Below are 15,866 nucleotides of genomic sequence, written 5' to 3'. Positions count from 1 at the left end.
ATGGGTCTGCTGCACGGGGAGGTGACAGGTTGGGTCACGCGGCCTTGGTGGCCGGTGTGGTCATGATGGTCTCGTACTCGACGGGGGTCAACTTGCCCAGGCGGGCTTGGCGGCGCCGGCGGTGGTAGGTGCGCTCGGTCCAGGTGACGATGGCGATCCTCAGGTCTTGGCGGGTGGCCCACCGGGCCCGGTCCAAGACGTTCTTCTGAAGGAGCGAGAACCAGCTCTCCATGGCCGAGTTGTCAGCACTCGAGCCGACCTGCCCCATGGAGCCAACCAGGGAATGACGGCGTAGCGCGCGCAGGAACTTGCGCGACCGGAACTGGCTGCCCCGGTCGCTGTGCACGATGCAGCCGGCCACATCCATGCCTGCAGCGGCCCGGGCAGCGACCGCGTTCTCCAGTGCCTGGACGGCCAGGCGGGCCTTCATCCGCGAGTCGATCGAGTAGCCGACGATCCGGTTGGACCACACGTCCTTGACCGCGCACATGTACAGCTTGCCCTCACCGGTGCGGTGCTCGGTGATGTCGGTCAGCCACACCTGGTTGGGCCCCTCGGCGGTGAAGTCGCGCTGGACCCGGTCCTCGTGCGCCGGCGGACCCGGCTTGCCGTTCTTGCCGCGAGGCTTCTTGCCGAAGCTGCTCCACCAGGAGTTGCTCGAGCAGATCCGCCACGCGGTCCGCTCACACATCACCTCGCCCTCGACGGCGGCCTCGTCGGCGAGCAGCCGGTACCCGAACTCGGGGTCGTCACGATGGGCGTCGAAGAGCGCGTCAGCCCGGTAGGCCTCGGTCAGCTCGCGCTCGGTGACCGGGTGGGCCAGCCACCGGTACTACTGCTGCCTGCACAGACCCAGGACCCGACACGTCACCGTCACAGGAACCCGGATCGGGTCCTGCTGCACGGCCAACTCACGGACGAACGGGAACATCATTTTGGGGACAGGTTCGCCTGCGACAGGTACGCCGCCGCTCGACGCAGCACCTCGTTCTCCTGCTCCAGCAGCCGGACCCTGCGCCTGGCATCACGCAGCTCGCTGGACTCCGAGGCGGGCGCTGCGGCCCCGCTCCCGGGCTGCTGGTCGGCGATCGCCATCCAGTTCGTCAGACACGACTCCGAGATCCCGAAGTCGGTGGCGACCTGCTTCAACGTCGTCCCGTCCTCACGAGCCCGGGCAACCCGGACCACGTCCTCACGAAACTCCTTCGGATAGGGCTTGGGCATGGTGCACATCCTCTCCTGCAGCGCCCCGCGGCACCACAGACTCGATGTCACCTCCCCGTGCAGCAGACCCGATCGTGTCAGCTGATCGGTTCGGGCATCACCCGGCCTGTGGCGGAGGGGGCTAGTGAGGCTAGGCTGTCCAGGTCGGTTGATGTCGGGTCGAGGATGACCTGGGACGAGGATGATTGACGTGGACGATTGGCAGGGCAAGGACGGAGCTCTCTCAGGTGCGGTGGAAGAGCAGAACCGGAGGCTGTTCGATACGTACAGGGCCGACCCGGACCGCGTCGTTCAGGACGCCAACATCGAGCGATCGATCGCTGAAGGAGCCTACGCGAAGCGCCAGGTGTTCGAGCTGGTCCAGAACGCCTCGGACGCGATCAGGGACGATCGCGGCCATTGCTCGGTCATTCTCACCAGCTCGAAGCTCTACGTTGCGAACACGGGTGAACCGTTCACTCCTGAAGGAGTCACGTCGCTCATGGCCTCGCATCACTCCGTGAAGAGGGATGATCGCATCGGTCGCTTTGGACTGGGGTTCAAGTCCGTTCTCGCCGTGACGGACTCCCCAGTGGTTTACAGCCGCACTGGCTCCTTCGCCTTCGACCGGCAGTGGGCTGCGGAACTGTTCCGGAAGGAGTTCCCTGGGCACCGGAGGTATCCGATTATGCGGATCGCCAGGCCACTGGACCCCAGGACCCACTTTGACAAGGACACAGTCCTCCAGGAACTGAGCAAGTGGGCCGCGACCATCGTCGAGGTGCCGATCGTCCGCAAGCGAAATGTGCTAGCTGAGAGCGTTCGAAGGTTCCCGGCGGAGTTCCTCCTATTCTCCAGGCACGTGGCACGCCTCGACCTCGAGGACAGGGCCAGCGGCAACATGCGCCGCGCCGTCGTGGAAGAAGGCGCCGATGAGATCCTCCTCCTTGACGATGCGGGCCGGCGGTCGAAGTGGCTGGTGACGACTACAACCCACGCTCCGAGCGCCGCGGCTCGCCTTGACGGTGGCTACCAGGCAGACCGGGACATGGTCGAGGTCAGCTGGGCGGCTCCCATCGAAGGTGCGTCGAGGGGGCTCGGCGAGTTCTGGGCCTACTTCCCGACCGCGGACAGGACCACACTGTCCGGGGTGGTGAATGCACCCTGGAAGCTTGCGGATGATCGGGAGAGCTTGCTGGGAGGAACTTTCAATAGCGAGATCCTCACGTCGGTGCTGCCATCGCTCGTCGTGCGCGCGCTTCCTAAGCTCTTCTCGCCTGAGCGGCCAGCAGTGCCTGTCGATGTCCTGCCGGCGCGAGGGAAGGAGAGCCGCAGCGACGCTGACGACGTGATCAATGTGCCGATCATGAAGGCTGTCTCCGCAGTCTCATCCATCCCCTCGCTCGGAGGAACGCTTCGGCACCCCACCAGGATTCGTCTCCATCCAGAGGGATTGGAAGCAGACGAACTTGCCCTGTGGGGAAGTGCCGCGCATGACCCGGAGTGGTGGGTTCACCACGGTCTCAACTCGACCGAGCGGCGCGCCAAGATCCTCAGGCTCATGGGGATGCACCAGAGGACTGCTGTCGGAGTGCGTGAGTGGGTCGAGCACCTGGTGAAGGAGCCAACGGTTGCCCGCTCCGCCGCTGCGGTAAAGATCGTCGCCAGGCTGATAGGTCGCAGACCGGAACTTCACGCCGAACTGACCAACGCGCGTGTGCTCCTCCTCGAGGACGGCACTCTGCACGCTTGCAAGCGTGGTCAGGTGTTCCTCCCTGGTGGGCAGCGGGAGGCAAATCGGCTCTTCATCGACCCCGTGCTAGCTGGCGACCCAGAGGTCGAGTCCGCTCTGCACTCCCTGGGGATCGAACTCCTGGATGACCAAGGCTCACTGAGGGGGGACCTGCACGCGAAGCCCATCAACTGGGACAGTGTGTGGTCACGGTCCCGTCGATTGCCACGTGATGAGGCGGAGCGCACGTTCCGGGAATTCTTCGGCGACAGTCTGCTGGCGGAGCTGCGGGTACGTGCGCTGTCGGGTGCGTGGAAGCGCGCCGGACAGGTCTTCTTGGCGGGGCCGGTTGTTCCCGGGGACGGGTCCCGGGACAAGGACCACGTGATCCACCCGACTTTCCACCACCAGGACATCGAGTTGCTGAGCCTGCTGGGTTTGGTCCGGGAGCCTCGCCCGATGTACCCGACGCCCACGGCCGAAACCTGGCGGGCCGGGGCCGAGGATCGCGTAAGGGAGGCTGTTCGTGAGCAGCCGGGACAGTCGCGGCTGCCAGACAGTGCCATTCAGATCGACATGGGGCGGGTGCCGTGGCCGCTAGAGCCACTGAAGGAGCTATCTCCCGAGGGCCGGGCCGAATTGACGAGAGCCGTTCTCGGTTACTACTTCGGAGGAGAGACATGGCGGGTCCGAATCGCAGGAAAGCGAAGCAGCCAGACGGTCCTGGACCCGGTGTGGTGGCACCTGAGAAGATACGGCTATCTACCTACGCAGGTCGGGCCCTGGCCAGTGGCTGGATGTCTGATTCCGGACTACGACTACGCAGTGGTTGACGGAATCGAACAACCTCTTCCCGTCGTCACTCTCAGCCTTGACGAGGACACTGTCCGAGCTCTAAAGCTGAAAGGTGAGGTCGGAGCCCTCCGAGGGGAGGATTGGGAAGAATTAATTGCCCTTTGCCGTCCGTGGGACATGCCGAGACGTGTGCTTGCCTACGCCTGGGCTGCGCTGGCAGGCCACGAGGCACCGGAGGCCATTCGCGCGGAGCGTGGCAGAGGACACGCCGACGTTCCGCCTGATGAAGTGGCAGTCACCAGCTCAGAGCAGATCTATCGATCTCTCGTTGCGGCTGATCAGCCAGCACTGCTGGCCGCACCAAGTGATGCGGAGACCCTCATTGAGAACTGGGGCCTCGCTGACGGTAGCGAGATCCTGGTGGAAACGGTAGAGCACGAGGCGGCGGGCGAGACGTACGTTCTCGTGGACAGGTACCCGCCCCTGCGGAACATCATCGACCTCGATGATCACGATCTCGAGGTCGTGCCGTGCTCCCGCCTTGAACTCCTCACGTCCACGCCCAGCGGCCAGGTGAGCCGGAGTCTCAGCGAGAAGGTCGTCGGTCGTCAGCTCTTCACTACGGCCACCCAGGACCGGGACGTGCTGCTGGCGGTTGGCCGGGAGTTGAACCTGCGCATCCTGCCGGACGCGGTTCTCAGAAGGATGGAGGAGCAGCGGCGCGACAAGCTCCGGGTACAGATCGCACAGACTGACGATCTCCTCGAGAAGCTCGTCATGGCCATCGGCCCAACCGCCCTGACCGAGAACCTTCCCAAGGCTGCACTGGCGGCACTTGAAGACGAGCAAGGGCGAAACCTCGATGACCGCGAGCTGGCGAAGCTCGCCTTGTCGGTAGATGGGTACGGAGTTCTGCAGCAGCATCACCGGGCATTGCGGGAGAACAACCTCGAACCCCCCGCTCAGTGGGCGGGACGTCGGGCGGCTCGTGAGTGGGTTCGGGCGCTGGGATTCCCGATTGAGTTCGCGGGGTTCCCCGGCTCTGCACGCGACGCGGAGCTCACTATTGAGGGTCCCCCGGTCCTGGGCGAGCTCCATGACTATCAGGCTTCGGTGGGTGAACGTATCCGAGAGCTGCTCCATCCTCATGCGGAGACACGTAGGGGGCTGGTGGCGCTGCCGACCGGGGCAGGGAAGACACGTGTCGCGGTGCAGGCACTCGTGGAGCACATGGCGCAGCAGCGAGGGAATGTTCGCGTCATATGGATCGCAGAACGAGACGAGTTGTGCGAGCAGGCCGTGCAGACCTGGTCTGAGGTCTGGCGCGCGAAAGGAGGCTTGGCCACGCCTTTGGCGCTCTCCCGTCTCTGGCAGCAGAACGAAGCTGAGGAGAGGGACGGGAAGCAAGTTGTCGTTGCTTCTACGGCGAAGCTGGACACCATTCTCCGTAGGGCTGGGGGGGTTCTCCCACCTGAGTACGAGTGGTTGAAGAATCCGACGATCATCGTCGTGGACGAGGCCCACCGCAGCATAGGTCCCCAGTACAGCTCAGTTCTCAGCGCTATCGGCGGCGCCAACAGGGTCGCGGACATGACCACCCCCTTGCTGGGTCTCACTGCCACGCCCTTCAGAGGGTGGAACGATGACGAAACGGGAGTTCTCGCAGGGCGGTACCACAAGAACCGACTCGATGACGGTGTCTTTGACGGCGGGGACGTGTACGCCCATCTTCAGGGCATGGGTGTTCTTGCGAGGGTTCGGCAGATGCGGCTGGAGGGCACCTCGGTGACTCTGACGGACAAAGAACTCTCTGAACTCAAGGATTGGCGAAACAGCCTTCCAGCGACCGTGGAGAGTCGGATCGGGCAGGATGAAGGGAGAAACAACCGCATCGTGCGGTCCATCCTGGAGCTCCCGCGGGAATCGAAGGTGCTCCTCTTCGCCACGTCTGTGGAGAACGCTAGAACCCTGGCTGCACTCTTGTCCTTCCACGGTGTCGAAGCGAGGGCGGTCTCAGGCTCGACGGATCCGTCCGTCCGTCGTCGATACATCAACGACTTCAAGGATGGGTCAGTCACGGTCCTCACGAACTACAACGTATTCACCGAAGGGTTCGACGTGCCCACCGTGGACGCCGTGTACATCACCAGGCCGACCTTCAGCCCTAACGTGTACCAACAAATGATCGGCCGCGGTCTAAGGGGGCCCGCCAACGGAGGAAAGGAGGAGGTGCTCGTCGTCAACGTGGATGACAACTTGACGAACTTCGGTGAAGTCTTCGCCTTCCGACACTTCGACCACCTGTGGGGCGCCAGGGCCTCATGACGCATCCCTCATGCACCATGGACGAGTCGCAAGTCGTTGTGGCTCGGATCGGGCCTGAAAGCAGGCAGATCGTCCTGGCGGGCCCGGGCTCCGGGAAGTCCCGGGTCGTGGGTGAGATCGTGTCCTGGCTGGTGGAAGAGCACGGCGTGTTTCCCGAGGAGGTCCTGGTCCTGTCCTTCTCCCGTGCTGCCGTGGAAGTCGTGCGGGAGAGGACGGCGCACGTCACGGACCTCGGTGGTCAGGTGGGTACCTACACCTTGGACTCGTTGGCTAGGAGGCTGCTGGCTGATGCGGGAGATCAGACAGAGACAGGTGACTACGATACCCAGATCGGTCGAGCCCTTGCGGCGATCGAAGAGGACCCAAGCCTGTTGCGAGATTTCCGGCACGTGATCGTCGACGAAGTCCAAGACGTGGTGGGCTTGCGAGCGCGCTTCGTCCTCGGGCTGCTGTCGGCGCTCGCGACGGACTCGGGTTTCTCACTGCTAGGGGACCCGCTGCAGTCCCTGTACGACTTCCAGCTCGATGAGCGTGAGCCGTGGGACACAAAGGCCTTCCTCGGTGAGGTCCAGCGTCGATTCTCCCCCGCCCACCGTGAGCTGCTGGGCGAGTATCGGTCTAGAGGACCAGATGCTCGAGCAGTCAGTCTCGCTCGGACACAACTTCTGCGACAGAGCGTGAAAGAGCAATCGAGCCATATCTCGGAGCTCATCGCGAACATCCCGCCGATGGGGGTGGTGGACCAAGACTGCGTCGACGACGTCTCGACCTGGCGGGGTTCGACGGCACTCCTCTGTGACACCAACGCGAGGGCGGCGCTCGTGGCGCAGGCCTTCGTAGATCACGGACTGCTTGCTGAACGTGCCGACGGAGCACAAGAGCCCGCGCTGGATCCGTGGATCGGCGCAGCTCTCCAAGAGTGGCCGGCTCGTCGCATCAGTTATGACGACTTCGGTGGCCTCGAGCAACTGCTTCCACCTGGTCTGAGCGTGGACGAAGCGTGGCGCTCCTTGAGAGCTCACGGGGCCAGCGGGCGAGTGCTGGACCTGGCGGAACTCGCGTCGTCTCTGGCTCGCACCCCTCTAACTCTGAAGCGCAGGGCTACTACCCCTGTTGTGGCCTCCACAGTGCATCGCGCCAAGGGTTTGGAGTATGACAACGTCATCCTCGTGGACGTGGACAAGTGGTCGCGGCCCGAAGGAGACCTGGATCGGGAGGTCAGGCAGAAATTCGTTGCGCTTTCGCGGGCTAGGGCGCGCGTGTCTCGGGTGTCTGGGATCGACGTGCGCAATTGGCATTCCCGGGCGTTCGACGACGGAAGACGGCGCTGGATACGGAGGAGCTTTCGAGGTAACGGGTCGACGGGCTTGATCATGGAAGCGCATGATTCGCGCGCTCTCGGTCCAGCCCTAGACGTATCCTCGAGTCTGATCGGCAGGAGCGTGGAGTGGGGAAGATCGGCCCAGCATCTGCTCGAGGACGGCGAAGTCCTTCCCTCCTGGGAAGCCCGTACTGACGGTATCGTGGTCGCCCGCACCAGCGTGGGATTCGGCGCAGTCATGCGGCGGTTGACGTTCGGCGACCGATTTCCCGGACTATCGGGCGGGTATGTGGACGGGCTCGAGACAGTTGTCGGTCAGGCGCGGACCGACGGGCCCGGTCGCCATGGCATTTGGCTTGGGGCGCGTATCGTCGGCCCACTGGAGCTGAGATGGGATGAAGAATCATGACCCTTGAATCCTCGTATGCGACCCGAGACATGCTTGTCCAGCGACTCCGTGAGGATCTCCTCGGCGGTCCGTTCGATGATGAGCTGACCGAGGCTCCGCTCTCACGGTTCGTCGTCGGCGTGCTCTACCCAGCAGATCCTCGCCGAGGTGCGAACGATGCGTCGGTTGAAACAGAGTCCACCAACTACTCGGACGTTGAGGGTAGCCAGTCCAGTGAGGACCAACGTCTGGATCCAGGGGTGGCGCTGTCACGAGTTCGATTCCCGAGATCTCTGGGACTAACCTTCGCAGTCGAAACCGGTGGGCGGCAGGCACTGCAGATCCAGGTCTCGGCTGCCAGGTACATCCTGCAGGAGACGACCGCGGGTGAGGCACCGACTTGGCGGAGTAGCCCCATAAGCGTCGAGGTGACCATCGACCCGCATCAGCACGGGATGCTAACCCACGAGATTGCGACTGGACTAGATCTCAGGGCGCTGGTGCGTCCAGCTTCTTCGGCTGGAACGGTCGCGGTCACCCTCACTTTGATCAACACACAGGTGGCTGCTGGTGTCGAGCGAGACGGCGCGTGCTGGTTCCGCCCGCAGATCCGGGTCCAGACCGTCGACGGACGATTCTTGGCTCGACCAGGAAGTGTTGCGCCCGGATCGGACGAAGAAGAGATCGAGTCTCAGGAGTTGTTGTTCAGGCACGTTCAGGCCTTCGGGGTTGGCCACGGATGTGCAGTGACATGGAGGGCGTCCGGGGACGAAGTGAAGGAGATCGTCACAGAGTTCGTTCCGGGGTACGAACTGCTGTTGAGCGACCCCGCAGGCGGCGGTGGGTCTGACTTGTCTATGGTGAAGCTCTCTGCATCGAGCGACTTCTCAGAGTTGGACCCCCTGCTGCGCGACTATCGTGCCTGGGTTGAGCAGTTAGATGGCGACGATTCGCTCGATGAGAAGCAACAGCACACGCTCGCGCGCCATCGCTCTGAGGCGTTACGAGCCCTTGAGCGGATGACTGAGGGCCTTGCCGTCCTACGATCGGACGCGAATGTAGCGGCGGCTTTCCGACTCATGAACGAAGCCATGTCCGAGCAACGAAGTCGCCAGGACTTCCACAGGGCTGGTGGGATCGGCACGCCGCCAGGTCGGGCAGACGCGAGATGGAGACCTTTCCAGCTCGCCTTCATCCTCATCAACCTCAAAGGACTGGTGGACCCGGGATCGCAGGATCGGAAGGTCGCCGACGTCCTTTGGTTCCCGACTGGAGGAGGAAAGACGGAGGCCTACCTCGGGATAATTGGTATCGCTATTCTGTTGCGCAGGCTGCGTGACAAGAGTGCTGCGGGAGTATCCGTTATCATGCGGTACACTTTGCGGCTGCTCACCTTGCAGCAGTACCAAAGGGCCGCTGGTCTCGTGTGCGCGCTAGAAAGGGTCCGGTCCCATTCGATCCCTGACTCGGCTCCTATTTCGGTCGGCCTGTGGGTGGGGCAGGGGTCAACCCCGAACTTGATCGATGACGCAGCGCGTGAACTCCGTCGGCAAATGAGTGAATCCCGCGGTCAGGAAGTCTCTGAGGCGGCAGATCCTGTTCAATTGCGGCAGTGCCCTTGGTGCGGAACGAAACTCGGTGTGAATGATTACACGATCGTCAACAACAGGACCCAAATGTTGGTCACGTGCCCCTATAGCGGGTGCGAATTCCGAAACGGACTCCCTGTCCACATCGTAGACACGGATGTGTACAGGGAACTTCCTTCTCTGCTTATCGCGACTGTGGACAAGTTCGCGATGGTGCCGTGGCGAGCGGAAGCGGGAAGGATCTTCGGGGGTCCCTCCATAGACCTTCCGGGTGGCCTTCATGCACTAGCGCCCGACCTCGTGGTTCAGGACGAACTCCACCTGATAAGTGGACCACTGGGTACGATCGTCGGTTTGTACGAAACGGCCATAGACGCCCTGAGCAGCAAGCCATCTCCGCCCAAACTTGTGGCTTCCACGGCCACCATTCGACGGGCCAGGGAACAGGTCAGAGCGATATTCGCACGCGACGCCGTCCAGTTCCCGCCGCCAGGCGCGGTGCACAGTGACTCATACTTCGCAGTCGAGGCACCCAGGGAGAAGAAGGGGTCCCGTTACTACGCCGGGGTCATGGCTGCCAGCGCCAGTCACGCCACGCTGATGATTCGTGTGTACGCGTCGCTGCTCCAGTCGGCTGGCCAAGTGCCACCTGACCACGACGATGCCGATCTCTATTGGACCCTGCTCGGCTACTTCAACAGCCTGCGAGTCCTGGGCGGCTCCTACATCCAGGTGCTTGACGACGTCCCGACCGAGATGGCCGCCCTCGCCAACAGAAGAGGTGAAGACTGCCGGACGTTGGCGGAGCCTCGCGAGATGACCTCGCGCAAGAAGTCAACCGAGATCCCTGAGGAGCTCCGAATTCTGGAGCAACCCCGGGGTGAACTAGATGCTGCTGACGTCGTGCTGGCGACGAACATGATTTCGGTGGGTGTGGACGTGGATCGGCTAGGTCTGATGGCTGTCATGGGCCAGCCGCAGACCAGCGCCGAGTACATCCAAGCCACCTCACGTGTGGGCCGACGTGACCCGGGCCTGGTCGTGACCATATACAACGCAGCTCGCAGTCGAGATCTGTCTCACTACGAGAACTTCTCCGCATATCACCGCGCGCTCTATAGGCACGTCGAGGCGACTAGCGCCACCCCGTTCGCGGCGAGGGCCAGAGATCGAGCTCTCCATGCCGTCCTTACGAGCCTCGTCAGGCATTCAGACAGTCAACTTCGGATCAGCGCTGGAGCAGCGAACGCTGAGCTGGTCGAACGCGAGCTAGAAGAGTGCATGCGTTTGGTTGACGAACGCCTCCTGGGCAGTGTCACACCAGGAGCGGCGGAGGATCTGGATTCGCTGCGAGAGCAGGTCGCCAGCGAACTGGACGAGTTGGCGGACCACTGGCTCGACAGCAACGTGACGCACTACGAGGGGTGGCCGCATCATGAGAAGGGGGCATTGATGATCCCTGCCGCTGCGTGGGCGGGGGGACCGTCCAAAGAAGTGCAGCTCCAGGCGGGCGAGCCACCTTGGCCCACTCTGACCAGTATGAGGAACGTGGATGCTGAATCAATCGTGTACCTGATCAGGCTGCGACGTTCGAGGCGGAGGTCTTCACGTGAGTCTTGAAATTGTGGGTTCGGTACGCCGGAGCAGTCTTCTCTCGACGTTTGGAGTAGGGGCCTTGCTGCCGGTGCAGGACGACAGTGTCATGGTCTGCGGCCTTGACGAATGGCCGAAGCGTGGGGAAGAGGTGATCGAACCCCGCCTCGCCGCGAGCCTCGGTGTCAGAACCTTGAGGATGCCCCCGACTGATGGGGGAATGCGGGGAGACGTCCCCGCTGTGCGGTTCCCCGAGTACGTTTTCTGCTCATCGTGCCGGCGTCTCGGGCAGTGGTGGGACCTTCAGGATCGACGGTCCGGGAAGTGCTCTCGCTGTCCGCAGGGCACCTTGGTGCCCTCACGCTTCGTGGCTTGCTGCACCGCTGGGCACATCGATGACTTCCCCTACTGGAGCTGGGTGCATGGTAGCGAGTCGAGTTCGTTGGGGGATTCCCACGACCTGACACTGCAAGCGCGAGGTGCTTCTTCAGCATTGGGAGATCTCTACGTGAGATGTTCCTGCGGACGGGCGCGTTCGCTTGCAGGCGCGTTCCAGGTGGCTGCCCTAGTAGGGGTGAAGAGGTGCCAGGGGCGTCGCCCTTGGCTGCCGGGGAGTGAGGACGAGGACTGCACCGCATCGTTACGCACCCTCCAGCGAGGTTCATCGAACGTCTGGTTCGGTCTTACGCGGTCGACGATCTCGATCCCATCCGTGGCTCATCGAGCGGCAGACTTCGTTGCGGCGCACCTGTCGGCTCTCGATCCAGACTCTCCGGCTGACGAGATCGCGAGACTTCTTTCGCCTCCCCCTGGATGCACGCGTGAAGACGTTGCTGCCGCGATCAACGCTCATAGAACGCCAGCGCTGTCAGCTGAACGTCCCACTCAGGCGGATTTACGGATCGAAGAGTACAAGGCCCTCGTTACCGGCTCGGTAGAGGGAGATGACGAGCGTCTGTTCCTCTGTCGGGCAGAGACGCTGGAGAACAGCTCCATGCCCAAGTCTGTCGCACAGGTCTCAAGAGTGTCTCGGCTGAGAGAGGTCCGTGCCCTGCATGGGTTCACTCGTGTCTTGCCGAGCATGTCGGAGGACGGGGAAGAGTCGAGCGCCGTCCAACCCGCCCCCTTGACGGTGAAGTCCCAGCCGGACTGGCTTCCAGCCATCGAGGTTCATGGCGAAGGCATATTCCTGCGGTTGGACGAGGACCGCGTCGCTTCCTGGGAAGAGACACCCTTCGCAGCAGGGCGAGTGCATGAGCTCATCCAGGCTCAGAGGCTAACCGGGGCTGCTGCCCCCGGAGGGTTGCCGACCCCGACTGCCCGTGGCATCCTGCTCCACTCCTTTGCTCATGCGCTCCTTGATGAACTCGCGTTGACATCGGGTTACCCCGCTGCATCGCTACGCGAACGCATCTACGACGAATCGGGGCAAGCGGGGGTACTCATCTATACGGCCAGCGCGGACAGCGCGGGCAGCCTCGGAGGGGTCGCCTCCCAGAGCCAGCCAGAACGTCTAGCCCAGACGATCAAGTCCGCGCTGACGCGGGCTGCTTGGTGCACCGCAGATCCGGTCTGCATGGAGTCTGTCTCCTCGGGCGTCAATGGTATGAATCTGGCCGCATGCCATGCCTGCCTTCTCCTCCCAGAGACGAGTTGCGAACGGTACAACACGGGTCTGGACCGAGCGGTGCTCATTGGAGCACCTACGTCCGATGGCGTCTACAGCGGCGGGTACTTCGCGGATGCACTCCCCGGAGTCGGCTGGTGAGGCTGGTCAGCTTTGGAGAGACACACGGGTCCTCTACGAGAGTCTGACCAACGAGTCCCGCGACATCCTGGGGCCTCCTCAGCGAGCGTGAGCCAACGGATGGGCCGAGCTTCGAGGCGAGACACGGCACCAGAGATGGCCCTCCGGCGTGAACTGCACCGACGAGGTCTGCGATTTCGAGTCGTGTACCCCGTTCCGGGCAACGGTCGGAGAAGCATCGACATCGCCTTCACGAGATCGCGTCTGGCGGTTTTTGTGGATGGTTGTTTCTGGCACGGGTGTCCAGAGCACGGGACGCTACCACTCTCGAACCGTGATTGGTGGAGGACCAAGTTCGAGGTCAACCGTGCCCGTGACCGTGACACGGATGAACTGCTGGCCGGCGCAGGTTGGGACGTGTTGCGCTTTTGGGAACACGTTCCAACGACGCATGCAGCGGACAAGGTCGAGAATCTCCTTGCTGGTGTCGGTCGTTCCCCAGGTTCCCAACCAGGGAGAGAATCGACCGACGTAGGCGGCTGCGACAGCGTGGTGACCACGCGGACGAAGGACAGATAGTCGACACCGAACTCGGTCAGTCTGGCGTCGTCTACGGGTGGCCGCTGCTTGGATCAGAGGCGAGGGATCCGTATCGAAGGACAGTCAGGACCTCACCCATCACGTTGACGGGGCGCCTCGGGGGAGATAATGGGCGGCAAGGCACCGTTGCCCGTCAGTGAGGAGGTCTCATGGCCCGTCTGATCCCCGTCGACCCAGCGTTCGCCAACTGAGCCATCCCGGGGTGTCCGGAGACCTGATCCGTTGGAAGGATGCAGGTCATGGCACGACCGTCGAAGTACAGCCAGGAGTTCCGCGAGCGGGCGGTGCGGCTGGTGCTGGAGCAGCGTGAGGAGTACGCCTCGGAGTTCGAGGCGATCCGCTCGATCGCGGCGAAGTTGGGTATCGGCTCGGCGGAGACGTTGCGTAAGTGGGTCCGCCGTGCGGAGGTCGACTCCGGTGCCCGGCCCGGGGTGACGAGCGCTGAGCACGAGCAGATCAAGGCGCTGCGGCGGGAGAACGCCGAGCTGCGGCGCGCGAACGAGATACTGAAGGCCGCGGCGGCTTTCTTCGGAGCCGAGCTCGACCGGCCCGGGCGCAGGTGATCGCCTTCTTCACCGAGCACAAGGGGCTCTTCGCAAACGAGGGTGTAGTGGTGTCGTGAGCGGGGTCGGCGCGTCGCTGGCGGGGTGAGGGTCGAGGTCTTCCGATGATGGGAGTTCTCACACCGCCCATCTGGAAGACCTCGACGTGCCCGACGCTACCTTCACGCGCCCCGACTTGACCACCTTCGCTCGCCTGGACGACCTCGGCCTGGAGGTCACCGGCCAGCTGCTCGCGCCCAACCGGGCGGTGCTCGCCTGCCGGGTCGTCGATCCGGACGACTGGTGCAAGCGGTGCGGCTGCCAGGGCACCCCTCGCGACACCGTGACCAGGGAGTTGGCGCACGAGCCGTTCGGGTGGCGCCCCACCACGCTGCTGGTCACGATCCGCCGCTACCGGTGCGCCGACTGTGGTCACGTGTGGCGCCAGGACACCACCGCCGCGGCGCAGCCGCGGGCCAAGATCTCCCGCGCCGGGCTGCGCTGGGGCCTGATCGGGATCGTGGTCCAGCACCTGTCCATGTCCCGCGTAGCTGAAGGGCTCGCGGTGTCGTGGAACACCGCCAACGACGCCGTCCTGGCCGAGGGCCAGCGGCTGCTGATCGCCGACCCGGCCCGCCTGGACGGGGTGCGCGTCGTCGGCGTCGACGAGCACGTGTGGCGGCACACGAGGCGCGGTGACAAGTACGTCACCGTGATCATCGACCTCACCCCCGTCCGCGACCGCACCGGTCCCTCGCGGCTGCTGGACGTGGTCGAGGGCCGCAGCAAGAAGGCGTTCAAGGACTGGCTCGCGCAGCGGGACCACGCCTGGCGCGACGGGATCGAGGTCGTCGCGATGGACGGCTTCGCCGGGTTCAAGACCGCCACCACCGAGGAACTGCCCGACGCCGTCACCGTCATGGATCCGTTCCACGTCATCCGCCTGGCCGGCGACGCCCTCGACGGGTGCCGTCGCCGCGTCCAGCAGGAGCTGCACGGCCACCGCGGCCGCAAGGGCGACGCCCTCTACTGCGCCCGCCGGACCCTGCACACCGGCGCGGACCTGCTCACCGACCGCCAGCGCGAGCGCCTCGACAAGCTCTTCGCCGGCGATCGGCACATCCAGGTCGAGGTCACCTGGGGTATCTACCAACGGATGATCGCCGCCTACCGAAACCCCGACCTGAGTTGTGACGTTGTGCCCGATTTCCTGGCGGCGACCATGGCTGACCTGCGGCTTCTCGGCCGAGGGTGTAACTAATCGAGGGCCTGCGGGTGGGTAGCCTTGCCCGGTGGGCTCGTTCGTGCGCAAGGTGAAGACCGCCTCGGGCGCGACGGCGGTGCAGGTCATGCACAAGCGGGGCCGGCGGGTTCTGGGGATCGATCACATCGGCTCAGCCCGAACGGAGGCTGAACTGGCGCTGCTAGAAGCGATCGCGCACGAGCGGCTGCACGTCGGCCAGGACCTGCTGCCGCTCGAGCATGATGGGAGCAGCGCTCCGGCCACCACTACGACCGGGATGGGTGCCACCGTCGCCGGCACGGCCTCGCGTGTGCTGTGGCAGGCCCTTGAGCGGGTCTACGCCGACCTCGGCTTCGACGTCCTGGGCGACGAGGCGTTCAAGCAGCTCGTCCTGGCTCGGATCATCGAGCCGACGTCCAAGGCCGACACGGTGCGGGTGCTGGAGGAACTCGGTGTGCCCTCGCGCACGAGGGAGACGTTCATGCGCTGCCTGTCCCGGGTCGTCGAGCGCAACTACCGCGACCAGCTCGGCGCCGCCTGCTACGCCCACGCCGCCCCCACCGGGCGCCTGGCCGCAGTGTTGTACGACCTGACGACGCTGCACTTCGAGACGCCGAAGGAGGACGGGCTGCGCAAGGTGGGGATGAGCAAGGAACGACGGGTCGACCCTCAAGTGACCGTCGGCCTGCTGTGCGACCCCGGCGGGTTCCCGCTGGCTGTGCACCTCTTCGAGGGCAACAAGGCCGAGACGAAGACGTTGATCCCGGTGCTGAAGGAGTTCCAGAACG

Annotated in this window: 6 protein-coding genes and 3 pseudogenes; 8 read left to right on the top strand and 1 reads right to left on the bottom strand. The window is 64.0% G+C overall.

Annotated elements, in window-relative coordinates:
- Positions 1-34 precede the first annotated feature (34 nt).
- Positions 35-1,224: pseudogene (locus tag ACTMMA_RS17845) on the bottom strand (IS3 family transposase).
- Positions 1,225-1,414: 190 nt separating this feature from the next.
- Between ACTMMA_RS17845 and ACTMMA_RS17840 the strand changes: the two are divergent.
- The 8 genes and pseudogenes from ACTMMA_RS17840 to ACTMMA_RS17805 all read left to right on the top strand — a co-directional run.
- Positions 1,415-6,055 carry a sacsin N-terminal ATP-binding-like domain-containing protein gene (locus tag ACTMMA_RS17840; protein ID WP_441191433.1) on the top strand — a complete coding sequence of 1,547 codons (4,641 nt, stop codon included), beginning with the start codon at positions 1,415-1,417 and terminating at the stop codon, positions 6,053-6,055.
- 17 nt (positions 6,056-6,072) lie between these two features.
- Positions 6,073-7,785 carry a UvrD-helicase domain-containing protein gene (locus ACTMMA_RS17835; protein ID WP_441191432.1) on the top strand — a complete coding sequence of 571 codons (1,713 nt, stop codon included), beginning with the start codon at positions 6,073-6,075 and terminating at the stop codon, positions 7,783-7,785.
- Entirely contained in the window at positions 7,782-10,973 is a 3,192-nt protein-coding gene (locus ACTMMA_RS17830) for a helicase-related protein (RefSeq protein ID WP_441191431.1), read from the top strand. Before ACTMMA_RS17835 ends, ACTMMA_RS17830 begins: the two co-directional genes overlap by 4 nt.
- The gene (gene drmB / locus ACTMMA_RS17825) at positions 10,963-12,714 is read left to right on the top strand and encodes a DrmB family protein (RefSeq protein ID WP_441191430.1); all 1,752 of its coding nucleotides are present in this window, start codon (positions 10,963-10,965) and stop codon (positions 12,712-12,714) included. Before ACTMMA_RS17830 ends, drmB begins: the two co-directional genes overlap by 11 nt.
- An 87-nt stretch (positions 12,715-12,801) precedes the next feature.
- Positions 12,802-13,272 carry a very short patch repair endonuclease gene (locus ACTMMA_RS17820; RefSeq protein WP_441191429.1) on the top strand — a complete coding sequence of 157 codons (471 nt, stop codon included), beginning with the start codon at positions 12,802-12,804 and terminating at the stop codon, positions 13,270-13,272.
- A gap of 260 nt (positions 13,273-13,532) precedes the next feature.
- Positions 13,533-13,844: pseudogene (locus ACTMMA_RS17815) on the top strand (transposase); the annotation flags it as partial.
- 157 nt (positions 13,845-14,001) lie between these two features.
- Positions 14,002-15,018 (top strand): annotated as a pseudogene (locus tag ACTMMA_RS17810) (ISL3 family transposase); the annotation flags it as partial.
- Between the two features lie 166 nt (positions 15,019-15,184).
- On the top strand, positions 15,185-15,866 hold a 682-nt coding region (locus ACTMMA_RS17805), incomplete at its 3' end, for an IS1634 family transposase (RefSeq protein ID WP_441191434.1).

The organism is Ornithinimicrobium panacihumi (assembly GCF_052073805.1).
Lineage (GTDB): Bacteria > Actinomycetota > Actinomycetes > Actinomycetales > Dermatophilaceae > Ornithinicoccus > Ornithinicoccus panacihumi.
Note: the sequence above shows the minus strand (reverse complement) of the source record. Positions and strands in the feature narration are given on the sequence as shown.